Origin of the sequence: Dermacoccus sp. Tok2021, from assembly GCF_019895135.1 — a bacterium.
Taxonomy (GTDB): Bacteria; Actinomycetota; Actinomycetes; order Actinomycetales; family Dermatophilaceae; genus Dermacoccus; species Dermacoccus abyssi.
Window position 1 is genome coordinate 130,485 of sequence record NZ_JAGTHU010000004.1, and the last position, 17,516, is coordinate 148,000.

19 protein-coding genes are annotated in these 17,516 nt (G+C 67.2%); 1 reads left to right on the forward strand and 18 read right to left on the reverse strand.

The window, feature by feature from the left end; translation table 11 throughout:
• Nucleotides 1-642 (forward strand): cob(I)yrinic acid a,c-diamide adenosyltransferase, encoded by a 642-nt coding sequence (locus K9D12_RS04260; RefSeq protein WP_129662726.1) that lies wholly within the window; start codon nucleotides 1-3, stop codon nucleotides 640-642.
• Between the two features lie 31 nt (nucleotides 643-673).
• Here the strand turns inward: K9D12_RS04260 and K9D12_RS04265 are convergent, their stop codons facing one another.
• The 18 genes from K9D12_RS04265 to rpmE form a co-directional block, all read right to left on the reverse strand.
• The gene (locus K9D12_RS04265; protein WP_129662724.1) at nucleotides 674-1,111 is read right to left on the reverse strand and encodes a DUF2550 family protein; all 438 of its coding nucleotides are present in this window, start codon (nucleotides 1,109-1,111) and stop codon (nucleotides 674-676) included.
• A gap of 14 nt (nucleotides 1,112-1,125) precedes the next feature.
• Entirely contained in the window at nucleotides 1,126-1,395 is a 270-nt protein-coding gene (locus K9D12_RS04270) for a F0F1 ATP synthase subunit epsilon (RefSeq protein ID WP_047310246.1), read from the reverse strand.
• A gap of 64 nt (nucleotides 1,396-1,459) precedes the next feature.
• Entirely contained in the window at nucleotides 1,460-2,773 is a 1,314-nt protein-coding gene (locus K9D12_RS04275) for a uracil-xanthine permease family protein (protein WP_370633452.1), read from the reverse strand.
• Nucleotides 2,774-2,889: 116 nt separating this feature from the next.
• A complete protein-coding gene (gene atpD / locus K9D12_RS04280; protein WP_047310248.1) occupies nucleotides 2,890-4,350 on the reverse strand; it encodes a F0F1 ATP synthase subunit beta in 1,461 nt (486 codons plus the stop codon).
• A gap of 24 nt (nucleotides 4,351-4,374) precedes the next feature.
• Complete coding sequence (locus tag K9D12_RS04285; protein ID WP_129662719.1) at nucleotides 4,375-5,280, reverse strand: F0F1 ATP synthase subunit gamma; 906 nt, start codon at nucleotides 5,278-5,280, stop codon at nucleotides 4,375-4,377.
• A gap of 96 nt (nucleotides 5,281-5,376) precedes the next feature.
• Nucleotides 5,377-7,011 carry a F0F1 ATP synthase subunit alpha gene (gene atpA, locus K9D12_RS04290; RefSeq protein ID WP_047311024.1) on the reverse strand — a complete coding sequence of 545 codons (1,635 nt, stop codon included), beginning with the start codon at nucleotides 7,009-7,011 and terminating at the stop codon, nucleotides 5,377-5,379.
• A gap of 80 nt (nucleotides 7,012-7,091) precedes the next feature.
• Nucleotides 7,092-7,904 carry a F0F1 ATP synthase subunit delta gene (locus tag K9D12_RS04295; protein ID WP_129662717.1) on the reverse strand — a complete coding sequence of 271 codons (813 nt, stop codon included), beginning with the start codon at nucleotides 7,902-7,904 and terminating at the stop codon, nucleotides 7,092-7,094.
• A complete protein-coding gene (locus K9D12_RS04300) occupies nucleotides 7,904-8,476 on the reverse strand; it encodes a F0F1 ATP synthase subunit B (RefSeq protein ID WP_047310251.1) in 573 nt (190 codons plus the stop codon). The genes K9D12_RS04295 and K9D12_RS04300 overlap by 1 nt, the downstream gene beginning before the upstream one ends.
• 48 nt (nucleotides 8,477-8,524) lie before the next feature.
• Nucleotides 8,525-8,734: an ATP synthase F0 subunit C gene (gene atpE / locus K9D12_RS04305; RefSeq protein ID WP_047310252.1), complete on the reverse strand. Its 210-nt coding sequence runs from the start codon at nucleotides 8,732-8,734 to the stop codon at nucleotides 8,525-8,527.
• 71 nt (nucleotides 8,735-8,805) lie between these two features.
• Nucleotides 8,806-9,615, reverse strand: a complete 810-nt coding sequence (atpB, locus tag K9D12_RS04310) for a F0F1 ATP synthase subunit A (RefSeq protein WP_118912110.1) — start codon at nucleotides 9,613-9,615, stop codon at nucleotides 8,806-8,808.
• A 139-nt stretch (nucleotides 9,616-9,754) separates the two neighbouring features.
• Nucleotides 9,755-10,216 (reverse strand): hypothetical protein, encoded by a 462-nt coding sequence (locus tag K9D12_RS04315; protein WP_047310254.1) that lies wholly within the window; start codon nucleotides 10,214-10,216, stop codon nucleotides 9,755-9,757.
• Between the two features lie 87 nt (nucleotides 10,217-10,303).
• Nucleotides 10,304-11,404, reverse strand: coding sequence for an MraY family glycosyltransferase (locus K9D12_RS04320; protein ID WP_118912112.1), 1,101 nt, complete (start codon nucleotides 11,402-11,404; stop codon nucleotides 10,304-10,306).
• 15 nt (nucleotides 11,405-11,419) lie between these two features.
• A complete protein-coding gene (gene glyA, locus K9D12_RS04325) occupies nucleotides 11,420-12,691 on the reverse strand; it encodes a serine hydroxymethyltransferase (protein ID WP_129662715.1) in 1,272 nt (423 codons plus the stop codon).
• A gap of 10 nt (nucleotides 12,692-12,701) precedes the next feature.
• On the reverse strand, nucleotides 12,702-13,691 hold the full coding sequence (locus tag K9D12_RS15235; protein WP_129662714.1) for an L-threonylcarbamoyladenylate synthase: 990 nt from the start codon (nucleotides 13,689-13,691) through the stop codon (nucleotides 12,702-12,704).
• A 103-nt stretch (nucleotides 13,692-13,794) separates the two neighbouring features.
• A complete protein-coding gene (locus tag K9D12_RS04335) occupies nucleotides 13,795-14,178 on the reverse strand; it encodes a DUF1304 domain-containing protein (protein ID WP_047310258.1) in 384 nt (127 codons plus the stop codon).
• On the reverse strand, nucleotides 14,175-15,590 hold the full coding sequence (gene prmC / locus K9D12_RS04340) for a peptide chain release factor N(5)-glutamine methyltransferase (RefSeq protein WP_082128585.1): 1,416 nt from the start codon (nucleotides 15,588-15,590) through the stop codon (nucleotides 14,175-14,177). Before prmC ends, K9D12_RS04335 begins: the two co-directional genes overlap by 4 nt.
• 4 nt (nucleotides 15,591-15,594) lie before the next feature.
• On the reverse strand, nucleotides 15,595-16,677 hold the full coding sequence (gene prfA / locus K9D12_RS04345; RefSeq protein ID WP_047310259.1) for a peptide chain release factor 1: 1,083 nt from the start codon (nucleotides 16,675-16,677) through the stop codon (nucleotides 15,595-15,597).
• A gap of 81 nt (nucleotides 16,678-16,758) precedes the next feature.
• On the reverse strand, nucleotides 16,759-16,974 hold the full coding sequence (rpmE, locus tag K9D12_RS04350) for a 50S ribosomal protein L31 (RefSeq protein ID WP_129662711.1): 216 nt from the start codon (nucleotides 16,972-16,974) through the stop codon (nucleotides 16,759-16,761).
• Nucleotides 16,975-17,516: the final 542 nt, after the last annotated feature.

A 17,516-nucleotide genomic window follows, 5' to 3' on the forward strand; every position in this document is an offset into this window, starting at 1 on the left:
ATGGTCGTACTCAGCACCATCTACACCCGCACCGGCGACGACGGTTCCACCGGCCTCGGCGATTTCTCGCGCACCTCGAAGAACGATCCGAGGCTCGCGGCCTACGCCGACACGGATGAGGCAGGCGCCGCGATCGGCCTCGCACTCACCTGCGCCCCGGACCTTCCCGACGCCCTGCGCCCGGTCCTCCGGCGCATCCAGAACGACCTCTTCGACGTCGGAGCCGATCTCTCGACGCCGCTCGTCGAGTCACCGGCGCACCCAGCTCTTCGCGTGCGCGAGGAGTGGATCGACGAGTTGGAGCAACAGTGCGACGAGTTCGGCGCCGAGCTACCGACGCTGCGCTCCTTCGTCCTCGCAGGTGGGACGCAGGCAGCGGCCTACCTCCACCTCGCGCGCACCGTCGTCCGGCGTGCGGAGCGGGCAGCCTGGGCTGCCCTCGACGCACACGGGGACGAGCCGGCGCCCGGCGACGGCAAGAACGCCGAACGCCCCGGCGGGGTCAACGTCCTCACGGCGAAGTACCTCAATCGGCTGTCGGACGCGCTCTTCGTCTTCGCGCGTTACGCCAACGCCGAGGGCCCTGGGGATGTGCTGTGGCAGCCCGGCGGTGGCCGCGAAGAGGGCGATTCCACAGCCTGACTCCAGCAACGCGCACCCGCGCGCGGGTGACTCAGTAGCCCTGCGAGCGCGGGCCGGGTGGAGCCGACTCACTCCAGGATCGCAAGGCCGTGTAGTCGGCAGGGGCCATGGCGATCGAGAAGCGCTCGACACCGCACTCGACATCGACGGCGACCGCATCCCCCGTCATCGCCCGCGGCAACTCGCTCGAGTCGAGCGCGTTGCGCGAGCCGAGAACGAACTCGCCACGCTTCCAGATGCGCTCAGGCGTGCACCGCAGAGTCCGGAAAGTGAACCACTCGAGCCGATCCGGCCGGTAGCGCACCATGCCGGTGCGCCACGAGCCGTTCGGGTAACGGGTGGCCATGACAGCGAGGTTTCCCTCGCGCGAGAGGCTGCGGGTGCGATACACCATCGCGCCGAGCCCCACGAGCAGCGCAATGACGGCCAGCGCGAGAACGATCTCGCCGGCCGTCAGCGCATCAGACATCGTGCGTCGTTGCCTCAGGAGGCGTCGGCCATCTCGACGTGCTGCGCGACGACCGTGACGACGTTCTTGTCGACGGAGAGGAAGCCACCGTCGATCTGGACCGTGCGACGCTCGCCCGAGGTCGGGACGACGACGACGTCGCCCTCGATGAGCACGGAAAGCAGGGGCTGGTGACCGGGCAGGATGCCGATCTCACCTTCGGTGGTGCGGGCGATCAGACGGCTCGCTTCGCCTTCCCAGACCTCACGGTCGGCGGCGACGAACTTGACGTTCAGGTTGCTCATCAGGGCGATTCCTCTTCGAGTCGGTGAGTTCCCCCATGATAACCGGGGAAACGTGGGCTTCGTCTCAGGCCTTCGGCTCGCGACGTTCGACGTCGTCGGCCTTGGCGAGTGGGTCGGGCACGGCGCCGCTCGTGCGCGCCGCGAAACGCATGGTGTGGAAGAGGGCGACGGCGGCGAACGTGCCGAGCGCGATGCCGGCGAACGTGAGGTCGCCGACCTTCCAGGTGTAATCGGCGATGCCGATGATGAGGGCCACTGCGGCCGTCATGAGATTGACCGGGTTGGCGAAGTCGACCTTGTTCTCCATCCAGATCCGCACGCCGAGCATGCCGATCATGCCGTAGAGAACGGTGGCCACTCCCCCGAGGACACCCGGCGGAATCGTTGCGATGGCCGCGCCGACCTTGGGACAGAACGACAGGAGCACGGCCGTGACGGCGGCGACCCAGTAGGCCGCGGTCGAGTAGACCTTCGTCGCGGCCATGACGCCGATGTTCTCGGCATAGGTCGTCGTACCGGAGCCACCACCGAAACCGGCCAGCGTCGTGGCGAGACCGTCACCCATGAGCGCGCGGCCCGACACGTCGTCGAGGTTGCGGTCCGTCATCTGCGCGACCGACTTCACGTGCCCGATGTTCTCCGCGACGAGCACGAGCACGACCGGCACGAACAATCCCATGACGCTCAGGTCGAAGGACGGCGAGTGGAAGTCCGGCAGGCCAAGCCAATCGGCAGCGCCGAGCGCCTTGAAGTCGACTTCCCCGCGGAAACACGCGACGGCGTAACCCGCCACGACACCCAGCAGAATGCTGAGACGCCCGAGCAGGCCCTTGGCCACCACCGTGACGGCGAGGACGACGAGAAGCGTCACGAGAGCCGTCACCGGCGACTTGATGAAGTTCTGCTTCGCGGCCGGGGCGAGGTTGAGGCCGATCAGCGCGACGATGGCTCCTGTGACCACAGGCGGCATGAGGGCTCGCAACCAGCCGTCACCCACGACGTGCACGAGCAGACCGACGAGGAACAACGCCAGACCGGCCATGACGACGCCGCCGAGCGCGGTGGCCATGTCATGCGACTTCGTGGCTGCGGTGAGCGGCGCGATGAAGGCGAACGACGACCCGAGGTAGCTCGGTACACGACCGGCCGTGAGAAGCAGGAAGAGCATCGTTCCGATGCCCGAGAAGAACAGCGTCGCCGAGGGCGGGAAGCCCGTTAGCAACGGCACGAGGAACGTGGCGCCGAACATGGCGACGACGTGCTGCATACCGATGCCGGTCGTCTTCGGCCACGCGAGCCGCTCGTCCGGCGCCACCACGGCACCGGCCCGCGTCAGGTCGCCGTCGTGCGGCCGCCACTTGAGCCCGAGATCCATCACGTCGCCCTTCGTTCGTTCGTCACATGACGGACGAAGGGCCGGAGGCTTCTCGCCCCCGGCCCCTCGTCCGAATCATCACGGGTTGCCCGACACCTGCGGCGTCCGGCTCACCGAGATCAGTCCTGCTTGGCGATCTCCGCGGCCTGACGCTCGACGTCGTCGAGGCCACCGCACATGAAGAAGGCCTGCTCCGGCACGTGGTCGTAGTCGCCGTCGGCGATCTTCGTGAACGCCTCGATCGAGTCGCTCAGCGGAACCGTCGAGCCCTCGATGCCCGTGAACTGCTTGGCAACGTAGGTGTTCTGCGACAGGAAGCGCTGGATGCGGCGAGCGCGGTTGACGAGGATCTTGTCCTCTTCCGAGAGCTCGTCGATACCGAGGATCGCGATGATGTCCTGGAGCTCCTTATTGCGCTGCAGGATTCCCTTGATGCGCACCGCGGTGTCGTAGTGCTCACGCGAGATGTAACGCGGGTCGAGGATTCGCGACGTCGACGTCAGCGGGTCCACGGCCGGGTAGATACCCATCGACGCGATGTCACGCGAGAGCTCGGTGGTGGCGTCGAGGTGGGCGAACGTCGTTGCCGGAGCCGGGTCGGTGTAGTCGTCGGCCGGCACGTAGATGGCCTGCATCGACGTGATCGAGTGACCACGCGTCGAGGTGATGCGCTCCTGGAGAACACCCATCTCGTCGGCCAGCGTCGGCTGGTAACCCACGGCGGACGGCATACGGCCGAGCAGCGTGGAGACCTCGGAACCGGCCTGCGTGAAGCGGAAGATGTTGTCGATGAACAGAAGCACGTCCTGCTTCTGGACGTCACGGAAGTACTCCGCCATCGTCAGGGCCGACAGAGCGACGCGAAGACGCGTGCCCGGCGGCTCGTCCATCTGGCCGAAGACGAGCGAGGTCTGACCGAGAACGCCGGCCTCCTCCATCTCGACCATGAGGTCGTTACCCTCACGGGTACGCTCACCGACACCGGCGAACACGGACACACCGCCGTGGTCGCGAGCGACTCGAGCGATCATCTCCTGGATCAGAACGGTCTTACCGACACCGGCACCACCGAACAGACCGATCTTTCCACCCTGCACGTACGGGGTGAGAAGGTCGATGACCTTGATGCCGGTCTCGAACATCTGCGTCTTCGACTCGAGCTGGTCGAAGGCCGGAGCGGTGCGGTGGATGCCCCAGCGCTCGTTGACCTCGAGCGTCTCGCCCTCTTCGAGGTTGAGGCAGTCACCCGTGGCGTTGAAGACCTTGCCGAGCGTCACGTCGCCGACGGGCACCGAGATGGGGGCACCGGTGTCGCGCACCTCGGAGCCACGGACAATGCCGTCCGTCGGCTGCAGCGAGATGGCTCGCACCATCGAGTCACCGATGTGCTGGGCGACCTCGAGGTTGATGTTCTTCGTCTCGCCGTTCAGCGTGACGTCGAGCTTGAGGAGGTTGTAGACCTCCGGCATGGTGTCGGCGGAGAACTCGACGTCGACGACCGGGCCGATGACGCGCGAGACGCGGCCAACGCCGGCCGCGGCGGGAGCCGCCGACTGGCTTTCGTTAATGGTGGCAGTCATGGTGATTCCTTTGCGTTGAGGCGCTCAACTGGCGTCCGCGAGGGCGCTGGCGCCACCCACGATTTCGCTGATCTCTTGCGTGATCTCGGCCTGACGGGCCTGGTTGGCCAGTCGGGTGTAAGTCTTGACGAGTTCCGTGGCGTTGTCCGTCGCGGACTTCATGGCGCGCTGACGTGCGGCGAGCTCGGAAGCAGCCGACTGCAGCAGCGCGTTGAAGATACGAGCGTTGACGTACCGCGGGAGCAGCGCGTCGAGCACGCCCTCGGGGTTCGGCTCGAACTCGTACAGCGGCATGGGGCCCTCGGCGTCGTCCGCTTCGGCCTCACGCTCCTCCACGCCCAGGGGCAGGAGGCGGATGACGCGGGACTGCTGCGTCACCATGCTCTTGAACTGGGTGTACACGACGTGAAGCTCGTCGACACCGCCCTCGTCCGAACCCTTGATGAAGTCCTCGGTGAGGCGATCACCGATCTCTTCGGCGTTCTCGAACTTGGGGCTGTCGGTGAAGCCCGTCCACTCGGCCTCGTACGGACGGCGACGGAACTTGTAGTAGCCCACGCCCTTACGTCCGACGATGTAGGGAACGACCTCCTTGCCGTCGTTCTCCAGGCGCGCGATGAGCTCCTGGGCTTCCTTCATCGCGTTGACCGAGTACGAGCCGGCGAGGCCGCGGTCGGCAGTGACGATGAGGACACCCGCGCGCTTGACGTGCTCGCGTTCGGTGGTCAGTGCGTGGTCGATGTCCGACGTGGACGACGCGACCGAGGAGACCGCTCGCGTCAGGGCGACCGCGTAGGGCGTCGACTTCGCGACGGCCTCACGAGCCTTGACCACGCGCGAGGCAGCGATGAGCTCCATCGCGCGCGTGATCTTCTTGGTCGCCTGGACGGACCGGATGCGCTGGCGGTAGACCCGCTGCTGCGCTCCCATAGCTTTCCGCCTCTCTGTACTGGTTCTGACGTGGTGGTGGGGATGACCTTCGTACCGGCCCCGCGGGAGACCCCGACGGGGCCGGTACGAGGAGGATCACTGCTTGCGCTTGGTGATCTTCTCCTGGTTGATGTGGTCCTCGTCGATCTCGTCGAACTGCTCGGAACCCTCACCACTGCGGTCGGACGAAGCCTGGAACTGCTTCTTGAACGCTTCCATGTTCTTGGCGAAGACGTCCTTGCCGTCGTCGGCCAGCTTGCCGCTCTCGCGGATCGCGCGCATGAAGTCACCGTTCTCACGGTTCATGTACTCGATCCACTCGGCCTCGAAGCGCTGCACGTCCTCGGTCTTGACGTCGTCGAACTGACCGGTGGTACCGGCCCACAGCGACGCGACCTGGTTCTCGACCGGGAACGGGTTGTTCTGCGGCTGCTTGAACATCTCCATGAGGCGCTCACCGCGAGCGAGCTGACGACGCGAAGCGGCGTCGAGGTCGGAGGCGAACATGGCGAACGCCTGCATCTCGCGGAACTGAGCGAGGTCGACCTTGATCGAACCGGTGACGGCCTTCATAGCCTTCGTCATGGCGGCACCACCGACTCGCGACACGGAGATACCCACGTCGACGGCCGGGCGCTGGTTCGAGTTGAACAGGTCGGACTGGAGGAAGATCTGACCGTCGGTGATCGAGATGACGTTGGTCGGGATGTACGCCGAGACGTCACCGGCCTTCGTCTCGATGATCGGAAGACCCGTCATGGAGCCGTGGCCCAGGTCGTCGGAGAGCTTCGCGCAACGCTCGAGCAGACGCGAGTGCAGGTAGAAGACGTCACCCGGGTAGGCCTCACGGCCCGGCGGGCGGCGCAGCAGCAGCGACATGGCGCGGTAGGCCTCGGCCTGCTTGCTGAGGTCGTCGAAGACGATGAGGACGTGCTTGCCCTGGTACATCCAGTGCTGACCGATGGCCGAACCCGTGAACGGAGCCAGGTACTTGAAGCCCGCCGCGTCACCCGCCGGAGCGTTGACGATCGTCGTGTACTCCAGGGCGCCCGCCTCTTCGAGCGTGGCGCGAACCTCGGCGACGGTCGAGTTCTTCTGACCGATGGCGACGTAGATGCAGCGAACCTGCTTGTCCGGGTCGCCTGTCTCCCAGTTCTGCTTCTGGTTGATGATCGTGTCGGTGGCGATCGTCGTCTTGCCCGTCTTGCGGTCACCGATGATCAGCTGACGCTGACCGCGACCGATCGGCGTCATCGAGTCGATGGCCTTGATACCGGTCATGAGCGGCTCGTGGACCGACTTACGCTGAACGACGGTGGGCGCCTGGAGCTCGAGGGCGCGGCGGCCCTCGGCCTCGATGTCACCGAGACCGTCGATCGGCTGACCGAGCGGGTTGACGACGCGGCCCATGAAGCCGTCGCCGACCGGAACCGAGAGCACCTCGCCCGTGCGCTTGACGGGCTGGCCCTCTTCGATGCCGGCGAACTCGCCGAGGACGACGACACCGATCTCGTGAACGTCGAGGTTCAGCGCGATACCGAGCGTGCCGTCTTCGAACTGCAGCAGTTCGTTGGTCATGGCCGAGGGCAGACCCTCGACGTGCGCGATGCCGTCAGCGGCATCGGCAACGCGGCCGACCTCTTCGCGGGAGGCCGCGCCGGGCTCGTAGGACTGAACGTAACCGTTCAGCGCTTCCCGGATCTCCTCCGGACGGATCGAAAGCTCCGTCATCATCACTCCTTGTCATGGGCCCGCTTCGGGCGCCGAGCTGTTTTAGCTGGGCCGCGGTAGCGGCCCGGGATGGCGTCGTGTCAGCCGGACAGGTGGGCGCGTGCCTCGTCGAGACGGCGCGAGATCGTGCCGTCGATGACGTCGTCACCCACCTGAACCTTGATGCCGCCGACGACCTCGGGGTCGATGACGACGTTCGTCTGCACGGGCTTGCCGTACATCTTGGACAACGCGGCGCGCAGTCGCTCCGACTGCTCGCCCGTCAGTTCGACGGCGCTCGTGACGAGTGCCTGCGACTGACCACGACGGCTTGCGATACCGGCGAGGAATTCCTCCATCGTCCGGTCGAAGCGTCGTCCGCGGGGGTTGCCCGCTGCGCGACCGGCCAGGAAGAGAGTCTCCTCACTCACCTTGCCCTCGAGCAGACGGGAGACGAGGCCGCGCTTGTCCGCGCCGCTACGACCGCGGTCGGCCAGCGCGTCGCGCAGACCGGCATCGGAGGCAACCGTGCGCTCGAAGCGGAACATCTCGTTCTCGAACGAGTCGGCGCGTTCGGCCTTCTCCGCCGAGGCGGTGAGGGCTTCGACAGCGAGCTGCTCGAGTGCGTCGGACAGATCGCGCTCCGAGGACCAACGCTCGCCCACCGCAGCGGTGAGCACCTCGCTGGCCTCGTTGCCGACCTTGCCGCCGAACAGGCGCTGGGCGAGCCCGCGCTTGGCGTCGGCGTCACGCGACGAGTCGGCGAACGCACGACGGAGCGTGGCATTCCTGTCCATGACGTCGATGACCGCGAACAGGTCACGCGCCGTGGCCTTCGGGTCACTCAGGCCCGACAGCGTGCCGTTGAGCACCCGACGGGTCGAGGTGAGAGCCGTACGCGAAGAGCCCTGCATCAGGCATCCACTCGCGAACTGCCGGAGGCTTCCGGACGGATGTCGCCGGACTCGAGCTCGGCGAGGAAGCGGTCGATGATGCCCTTCTGACGCGCTTCGTCGTGCAGGGACTCACCGACGATGCGGCTCGCGAGCTCGGTGGACAGACCGCCCACCTCGCTGCGGAGCTGAACCGTGGCCTGCTGACGCTCGGCCGCGATCTGCTTCGTCGCATTCTCGTTGATGCGCGTTGCCTCGGCCGTGGCCTGCTCGCGGCTCTCCGCGATGATGGCCGCGCCCTGGGCACGGGCGTCCTCGCGGATCTTCGCGGCCTCAGCACGCGCGTCGGCGAGCTGCGACTCGTACTGCTGCTTCGCGGCGTCGGCCTCCTTCTGGGCCTCCTCCGCCTTGGCGATGCCGCCCTCGATGGCCGCCGTACGCTCCGCGTACATGCGCTCCATGTTGGGAACGACCTTCGTCTTGAACAGCCAGTAGAGGATCGCGAAGGCGATGAGCCCGATGATCATCTCGGCCGGGTGCGGCAGGAGCGGAAGTGCCTCCGGCCAACCGGCGCCTTCAGATGCGAGGAACACCTTGGCTTCCTATCTGTTGAGGGGACTGATCAGGTTCGAAGAGCTGGATCAGCCCTGGAAGACGAACGCGAAGACCAGACCCAGGATGGCAAGGGCCTCGGTGAGGGCCATGCCGGTGAAGGCGATGGTCTGGAGCATGTTGCGAGCCTCGGGCTGGCGAGCCACACCCTGGATGTAGGCGGCGAAGATCAGGCCGATGCCGATACCGGGGCCGATAGCCGCAAGACCGTAGCCGAGGAATGCGATGTTGCCGGACATGTTGCTTCCTTTCGAGAGGCACCGGGACCTCTTCCCGGTGTCGCTGAGTTCAGAGGGTCAGAGTGTCCGAATCAGTGGTGTTCGGACGCCGCGTCCGCGATGTACAGAGCGGCAAGCATGGTGAAGATGAAGGCCTGCAAGAACTCGATGAGGAGTTCGAAGAAGGTCATCAGGATGGCCGAGGCGAAGGACAGGATTCCCGCGCCCTGCAGCCCGATGTTGCCACCGTGCAGGAGCAGGTACTCGCCACCGACGATGAACACGAGCAGCATGAGGTGCCCGGCCATCATGTTTCCGAAGAGTCGCAGTGCGAGCGTCAGCGGGCGGATGACGAAGTACGTGAGGAACTCGAGCACGAACATGATCGGCTTGAGCCAGCCGGGCAGACCCGGGGGGATGAGCGAACCCATGTACTTGCCGAAGCCACCCTTCGTCTTCACCGCAACCACGTGGTAGGTGATGAAGACGATGATCGTGAGAACGATCGGGAAGGCGATGCGGCCCGTGCTGGGGTACTGGATGAACGGGATGATGCCCGCCAGGTTGTTGAACAGGATCAGCGTGAAGCACGTGAGCAGCAGCGGAACGAACCGCATGAAGTCCTTGGAGCCGATGATGTCTCGGCCAATCGTGTTGCGCACGAAGTCGTAGGCACCCTCGGCCATGAACTGACGCTTGCTCGGCACGACGGAGAGCTTCTTGCCCGTGACCGAGACGAAGAACCAGCCGATGAGCAGGGCCGAGATGAGGAAAACGACCGCCGGGCGCGTGATGGCCCAGTTGCTGTCGCCGCCGATGAGGGGCCACCAGAAATCGCTCGTGGTCGGAGACTCGAAGGACTCCCCTTCGGCAACGAGGGCCGCGCCCGCGATGAAGCTCACAAATTCTCCTCAGTCAGCATCCAGCAAGAAAAGTCACAGTGTCTGTTGCAATCGGATCGGCCCTGCCGCCCTCGGCGGGGGCCCGATCGGTCGTGCACGCCGGAGACAGAACGCATTCTACCCGACGCAGTGGCGCGGTTCACGTTCGCCCACCTGCCCCGGCGTCGCCCGCCTCCGGGTCGTAGACCAGTTGGCGCGTTCGCATGAAGCTGCGCACCTGGAAGATCTGCCACGCCACGACCACGACGGCCACCGTGATACCGGTTGCCGGCCCGTCGAGCGAGTCGATACGGCGCGCAGCCACGAGCACCAGGCCGAGCACGATGATCTGGCCGAAGAAGACGGCCATGGCCGCAGCCATGATGGCCATGGGGTTGAGGTTGCGCAACGTGCGAAGGACGAGCAGACCGCTCGCGAAGAAGCCCAGGGCCAGCGCCGCACCGAAGAGGGCGGAAAGGCCCCCGGCGACACCACCGAGGACGAAGAAGACCACGGCACACACGAGCCCGATGAGCGCACTGGGCAGGAACGACGAGCGCAACATGGCGTCGAAGGGCGACACGGAGGTCACCCCGCGCGGTGCGGTGTCGTGGGAGTCCATGGGAGGGCTCTCAATCTGCTCTGGCGTGTGGTTTCACGTCGGGCGGAGGGGCCGGATTTCGGGGCGTCCGGGCGCTTGTGAAAACTATCACAAGGCCCTTCGGCGTCGCCAACGGGGCAGGCCCCACGTGAGCGCGAAGGCGAGCACGGTGAGCCCGATGAGAGCCGCCAGCGAGCGCTCCACGGGCCAGTACGCCATCGAGACGAGACCGAGCGCGATGCCGATGGACCACAGGTAGAGGATGAGCACGGCCGCGCGGTGAGTGTGACCGATCTGCAGCATCCGGTGGTGCAGGTGCCGGCCGTCCGCCTCCCACGGCTTCTGCCCGGATCGGATGCGTCTGACGATCGAGGCCGCGAAGTCCCACAGCGGCACCGCCAGAATGGCCAGCGGCACGAGCAGGGGAAGCATGAAGGCGACCGACGCGTCACCCGCACTCGAGACGACAGCCGGGTCGAGGTTTCCCGCGAACGAGATCGTGGCCGACGCCATGAGAGTGCCGAGCAGGAGCGAACCGGCGTCACCCATGAAGAGCCGAGCCGGATGGAAGTTGTGCGGCAGGAAGCCGACGCAGGCACCCACCGTTGCCGCGGAGATGAAGGCCGAGGTCGAGAAGACCCGATCCCCTGACGCCGAGGCCTGCTGGTAGGCGTAAAAGAAGAACGACGCCGACGCGATGGCGACCATGCCGGCCGCCAGACCGTCGAGGCCGTCCACCCAGTTCACCGCGTTGACGATGACGAGGATGACGAAGACCGACAGGACGACGAGGAACGGCGTCGGTAGGACGGTCTGCTCCCCCAGCGGCAGCATGAGGAACTGGACACCGGAGACGACGAGGACGCAGGCCGCGAGCGCCTGCCCGCCGAACTTGATGGCCCAGTTGAGCTCGGCGAAGTCGTCCCACGCGCCGAGGGCACACATCATGCCGGCCGCGATGAGTGTGCCGACGGCTTCACGCGTGCCGAAGATCTGGGACAGATACGGCAGTTGCGACGAGACGAGCGTCGCGGCGGCGAAACCGATGAACAGAGCCGTGCCGCCCAGGCGCGGGATCGGGACGGCATGCACGTCCCGCGCCCGCACCTGGGTCACCGCGCCGAAACGGATGGCCGCCCATCGTGCGAGCGGCGTCGCGACGAACGTGAAGACCGCCGCGACGACGCTGATGAGGAAGTACTCACGCACGGGCCGGCGCCGACCTCAGCGGGGGTAGGCGGGGAAACGCGTGACGAGGTCGGTGACCTGCTCGCGGATCTCCTTGGCGACGGCGTTGTCGGCCGAGCCGTCGGTTTCGGTGACGGCACGGTGAATGACGTCGGCGATGACGTCCATCTCCTCGAGACCCATACCCTGCGTCGTCACCGACGGCGTGCCGACACGGATACCCGAGGCCACGTTCGGCTTCTGCGGGTCGAACGGGATGGCGTTCTTGTTGAGCGTGATGCCTGCGGCGTCGCAGCGCAGTTCGGCGTCAGCGCCGGTGACACCGACGCCCTGCAGGTCGAGCAGCGACAGGTGCGTGTCCGTGCCACCGGTGGTCGGACGGATGCCCTTGGCCGCGAGGCCTTCGGCGAGACGCTGGGAGTTGGCGATGACGTCCTTCGCGTACTTGCGGTACTCCGGCGTCGCACACTCCTTGAAGTTGACCGCCTTCGCCGCGATCGTGTGCATCTGCGGGCCACCCTGCATCATCGGGAAGACGGCCTTGTCGATGGCCTTGGCGTGCTCTTCCTTGCAGACGATGGCGCCCGAGCGCGGGCCGCGCAGCACCTTGTGCGTGGTGAAGGAGACGACGTCGGCGTAGGGCACCGGCGACGGGATGGCCTTGCCTGCCACGAGACCGATGAAATGCGCTGCATCGACCCAGAAGATGGCACCGACCTCGTCGGCGATGGCGCGGAAGCGCTCGAAGTCGATGAGACGCGGGATGGCGGAGCCGCCGGCGAGGATGACCTTCGGCTTGTGCTCCTTGGCGAGGCGCTCGACCTCGTCGTAGTCGATGTCCTCGGTCTCCTTGTCGACGCCGTAGCCGACGGCGTTGAACCACTTACCCGAGAACGAAACCTTGGTGCCGTGCGTGAGGTGCCCGCCCATGGGCAGGCTCATGGCGAGGATGGTCTCGCCCGGCTGCATGAAGGCGCCGTAGACAGCCTGGTTCGCGGAGGCACCCGAGTGCGGCTGCACGTTCGCGTGATCGGCGCCGAACAGTGCCTTGGCGCGCTCGATGGCGATCTCCTCGGCCTTGTCGACCTCCGAGCAACCGCCGTAGTAGCGGCGGCCCGGGTAGCCCTCGGCGTACTTGTTCGACAGCGTCGAACCGAGCGCCGTGAGGACGGCCGGGCTCGACATGTTCTCGCTCGCGATGAGCTGCAGACCGCCGCGCAGACGATCGAGTTCGGAAATCAGCACACCGGCGATGTCGGGATCGAAGGACTCGAGGGCGGCGTAGTCGGAGCCGTAGAACGTCGTCATGGGTTCAACCTTAGTCGGTGGGACGCCCGGGACGACCGGGCAGTTCGGCACTTCGTACGGGCTCACGCTCGAAGGGCGGCTCTGCGCCCACGCCGCCCGCAGGCATGGCCTGGGTGGCGTCGCTCGAGCGGTCGACGTCAGCGCCCGCGCCGGGCGTCACCGGAACGGCACGCGTGCGCCGCTCGGCCCGCGTGGCGGGGGCCGCCGCGCTCTCGTCGGCGGCACTCTCGTCGCGGGAGTCGGTGGGACTTTGTGCGGCGTGGGTGGCGTCGCTCTCGTCGCCCGTCGAGGCGTCGGCCTCGGCGGCGGCTTCCTCGTCGGCCCGGGGCGTCTCGGAGACCGGAGCGCCGGTGGAGTCGAGCAGATCGATCGGGCCGAGCACCTCACGCAGCTGTTCGGGCGTGATGCCACCGCGGCGCAGAAGCACCGGGTCGGCCTTCGTGCAGTCGATGATCGTGCTCGCGAGGGCACCTGAACGCTCACCGCCGTCGAGGTAGACCTCCACGCTGGGACCGAAGGCGAAACCCGCCTCCGTGACGGTGCGGGCGGTCTCCTCACCGGTGCGGTTCGCGGAGCTGACCGCCATCGGCCCACTCGAGCGCAGCAGCTCGAGAGCGATCTCGTCGTCCGGCACGCGCAGGCCGACAGTGCCGTTCGTGTCACCGAGATCCCACATGAGCGAAGGCTGGGCGCGGAAGATGAGCGTCAGGCCACCGGGCCAGAAGCGCTCCATGAGGCGTCGCGCGTAGGAGGGCACGTTCATCGCGAGACCGTCGACGGTCTCGGCACTGGGCACGAGAACGGCGGGCGGCTTCTCACGGCCACGTCCCTTGGCGGCCAGCAGGCCTGCAACTCCGTCGGGGTTGAACGGGTCGGCGCCAACTCCGTAGACGGTGTCGGTGGGCAGGACGACGAGCTTGCCCTCGCCGATCGCCACCGTGGCGGCCTCGATCGCCGCAGCGCGATCCCCGCTGGTCGAGACGTCAAATACCGGGCTCACGCCACACTCCTCCAGGTCGAATCCGCCCTTGTTGCTTCCGCAAGTCTCCCCCACCGGCGCTCGCACGTCGAACCCGTGCCACGCCGCGACGGAGCCCGCCGCGTCATCGCGTGAGAGCCCACGCGAGCAGAGCGAGCAGCGGCAGGGCTCCCTGGACCGTCGCGGCACGCAGCTTGGCGCGATCGCTCGTCACGAGAACGAGCGCCGCCGCCACCATGAAGGCGCACCCGGTGACTAAGAGGGTCGAACCGACGGTCGGTGCTGCCCACAGGCAGACAACGCCCACGGCGACCTGGAGCGCGAGCAGAAGGTTGTACCAGCCCTGGTTGTACGCCCAGGGGCGCATGATCTCGGCCTCTTCGCGGCTCGCGATACCGAAGACCTTCATCGTCGCGGGGTCGGTGATGCGCAGCGACTCGAGCACGAAGATGTAGACGTGGACAAGAGCAGCCAGCGCGGCGGGCACCGCGACGAGGATCTGGCTCATGAACGCTCCTGGGCGTGATGGGCGTCGAGTGGAACAGAGGATTCCTCGACGTCGGGGAGATGGGTGGGGCGGCCCGCGATGACATCACGGGCCAGCCGGACGAGGTCCGCCGGCCAGACGGGGTGAGCCGCGGCGTCGAGATCGTCGAGCGACCACCACCGCCACTCCTGCATCGTCATCTGCTCTTCCGGAGTGAGGGCTGCGGGTTCGACGTCGAAGCGAGGGCATCGGACGACGAAGAAGGTCTCGTGTTGGTAGGTGATCTGGTCGGAGAATCCGTGAGAGACGGTCCGCGAGGCGACAGGGCCCACGACGTCGGCCTCGTCGATGCGTAAACCCGTTTCTTCCCACAGCTCCCGCACGGCTGCGGTTCGGGCACCCTCCCCCGGATCGACGCCGCCGCCCGGGGTGGCCCACCAGGTGAAGACCGGGTCGAGGCCCTGGTCGGAGTCGACGTAGAGCAGAACGGCGTCGCTCTCGTCGAGGACGACGAGGCGCACCGCCTCACGAGTTCGCGAGGGACGCTCGTGGGGCGCGACCGCTTCGAACGCGCCCCCACCCTCGCGGCGGGCGATCGTCATGCGCGGCTTGTCGGCGGCGTCGCGCACGTCGTGGGCCTGATCGAACCCACGGCTCGCGAGGAGAGCTGCGGGCAGCGTCTCGCCCTGGACGTCGGCGTGCTCCATGACGAGGTGCCCACCCGGCTTGAGCAGTGCGGCCGCCCGCTCGGCGATCTGCACCGGGAACCTCAAGCCGTCGTCGCTGCCGCCGTACAGCGCGATCGAGGGATCGTGATCGGCCACTTCCGGGTCGACCGGCACCATGCCGACAGGGATGTAGGGCGGGTTGCTCACGACGACGTCGAAACGGCCCTCAAGCCCCGCTAGAGCCTCACGCGCATCCTCAACGCTCAAGTGGACGTCGAGGCTCGTCGCGGCGATGTTGTGGGCCGTCCAGGCCGCTGCGGCCTCGTCGAGCTCAACTGCGCAGACATCGAGATCCGGGCGCTCGTGCTTGACGGCCAGCGCGATGGCACCTGAACCCGTGCACAGGTCGACAACGCGACCGCCGTGCGGGGCCAGGCGGATCGTCTCGTCGACGAGCATCTCCGTCTCCGGGCGGGGCACGAAAACGCCCGGCCCGACACTGAGCTCGAGGTGGCGGAACGGCGCCTTGCCGGTGAGATGCTGCAGGGGTAGTCGGGCCGCACGCTCGTCCACGAGGCCGGCGAAGCGCTCAGCCTCGGCGTCGTCGAGGTCACGCCCGAGGATCTCGAGGCGTCGCACCTCCCCCAGGGTCACACCGAGAGCGTGCGCCATGAGGGCGGCGGCGTCGTGGGCAGCGGATTCGACGCCGGCGTCGTACAGGCGCTGACGCGCGTTCCGGATCACGTCGCGCAGCGATGCTGCCACCGGTTCAGTCCTCCTGGCCGACGGCGGCCAGCCGCGCGGCCTCGTCGGCGTCAACTGCGGACTGGACCACGGCGTACAGGTCGCCGTCGAGCACGGTGTCGAGGTTGTAGGACTTGTAGCCGGTGCGGTGATCGGCGATGCGGTTCTCGGGGAAGTTGTAGGTGCGGATGCGCTCGCTGCGGTCCACGGTGCGCACCTGCGACTTGCGGGCCGCACTGGCCTCGGCCTCGCGCCGCTCGAGTTCGATCTGACGCAGGCGGGCCTTGAGCACGCGAAGCGCCGACTCCTTGTTCTGCAGCTGCGACTTCTCGTTCTGGCAGGAGACGACGACGCCGCTCGGCAGGTGGGTGATACGCACGGCCGAGTCGGTCGTGTTGACGCTCTGGCCGCCCGGTCCAGAGCTGCGGTAGACGTCGATCTTGAGGTCGTTCGGGCCGAACTCGACCTCGTCCTCCTCCTCGATGTCGGGCATGACGAGCACGCCGGCGGCGCTCGTGTGGATGCGGCCCTGGCTCTCGGTGACGGGGACACGCTGGACGCGGTGCACTCCGCCTTCGTACTTGAGACGCGCCCACGGCGCCTGCCCCGGCTCGGGGGTGCCCTTGGCGCGCACCGTGAGGCGGACGTCCTTGTAGCCGCCGAGGTCGGCGTCGGTGGCGTCGGAGATCTCCGCCTTCCAACCGCTGCGCTCGGCGAAGCGCAGGTACATGCGCACGAGGTCACCGGCGAACAGGGCCGATTCGGCGCCGCCCTCGCCGGCCTTGACCTCGAGGACGACGTCACGATCGTCGTCCTCGTCGCGCGGGAGCAGGAGCTTGCGCAGAACGTCGGCGGTCTCGTCGCGGTGCGTGCGCAGTGCGGGCAGTTCCTCGCCGAAGGCAGGGTCTTCCGCGGCGAGCTCTTCGGCGGCGCTCACGTCCTCGGTGGCGCTCTTCCACGCGTGGTACGCGGCGACCGTCGGGGCGAGCTGCGCGTACCGCTTGTTGAGCCGGCGCATGAGCGTCGGGTCGGCGTGCGTCGCGGGGTCGGCGAGCTGCTTCTCGAGGTCGTCGTACTCGGCGACGATCGTGGCTGCGGATTCAAGCACGGGGGCTCCTGGGCGTGGGAAGGACGTGGGAATGCAAAACGCCGACCCCAGCAGAGTTGCTGGGGTCGGCGTGTGCGAAGACTACTTGGCGTCCTTCTTGCCGTAGCGCGCCTGGAAGCGAGCGACTCGGCCACCGGTGTCCATGAGCTTCTGCTTACCCGTGTAGAAGGGGTGGCAGTTGGAGCACACTTCGACGTTGATCTTGCCGGACGTCGCGGTGCTGCGGGTCTCGAACGTGTTGCCGCAGGTGCAGGACACCGTCGTGGCGACGTATTCGGGGTGAAGGTTCCTCTTCACGGGGTTCTCCTAGCTGTTGAGGATGCCGCCGGGTCGTCTGCTCGGGCGAGCGACGTGAACCGGAAGCCAACAATGAAGTTTGCCAGACGAGCTGGACACCTTCCAAAACAGACGAAGCCCGGAACCTATTCCCGGGCCGTCGGCTGCCGATGCGGGACCGAACCAGACGCAGGACGTGGACGCAGCTGGCACCTCGGTGCGCGTAGGCGCGACTGGGGAAGAAACCTTCCCTACTTGCGTCCAGAAACGCCCCCGAAGACACAAGAAGGGAAGAGACCATCCCTATTTGCGTGTACGCGGGTACCACGAAAAGAGTGCGACACGTCATCGGAGAAGAGGGTGCGACACGTCATCGGATCAGAGTCCCTGTTGCGAGCCCCAAGCAGGCGACGGCGCAGACCGCTGGAAGCCGACCCGCCGCGTGTCGCAGCGAGACAGGCCCGCCAGGGCCTGGCCGCAAGACGCGCCTGGACGACGGCGAGGACCCTGGAAGCAGTGGGGGGGGGGGGGGGGGGGGGGGGGGCCGGCGCGCGGGGGGGGGG

Bases quoted from the DNA above. Each gene is read 5' to 3' on its own strand.
- K9D12_RS04260 (WP_129662726.1), top strand. From the start codon at position 1: ATGGTCGTACTCAGCACCATCTACACCCGCACCGGCGACGACGGTTCC.
- K9D12_RS04265 (WP_129662724.1), bottom strand. From the start codon at position 1,111: ATGTCTGATGCGCTGACGGCCGGCGAGATCGTTCTCGCGCTGGCCGTC.
- K9D12_RS04270 (WP_047310246.1), bottom strand. From the start codon at position 1,395: ATGAGCAACCTGAACGTCAAGTTCGTCGCCGCCGACCGTGAGGTCTGG.
- atpD (WP_047310248.1), bottom strand. From the start codon at position 4,350: ATGACTGCCACCATTAACGAAAGCCAGTCGGCGGCTCCCGCCGCGGCC.
- K9D12_RS04285 (WP_129662719.1), bottom strand. From the start codon at position 5,280: ATGGGAGCGCAGCAGCGGGTCTACCGCCAGCGCATCCGGTCCGTCCAG.
- atpA (WP_047311024.1), bottom strand. From the start codon at position 7,011: ATGACGGAGCTTTCGATCCGTCCGGAGGAGATCCGGGAAGCGCTGAAC.
- K9D12_RS04295 (WP_129662717.1), bottom strand. From the start codon at position 7,904: ATGCAGGGCTCTTCGCGTACGGCTCTCACCTCGACCCGTCGGGTGCTC.
- atpE (WP_047310252.1), bottom strand. From the start codon at position 8,734: ATGTCCGGCAACATCGCATTCCTCGGCTACGGTCTTGCGGCTATCGGC.
- K9D12_RS04315 (WP_047310254.1), bottom strand. From the start codon at position 10,216: ATGGACTCCCACGACACCGCACCGCGCGGGGTGACCTCCGTGTCGCCC.
- glyA (WP_129662715.1), bottom strand. From the start codon at position 12,691: ATGACGACGTTCTACGGCTCCGACTACGCCGCCCTCGAGTCCTTCGAT.
- K9D12_RS04335 (WP_047310258.1), bottom strand. From the start codon at position 14,178: ATGAGCCAGATCCTCGTCGCGGTGCCCGCCGCGCTGGCTGCTCTTGTC.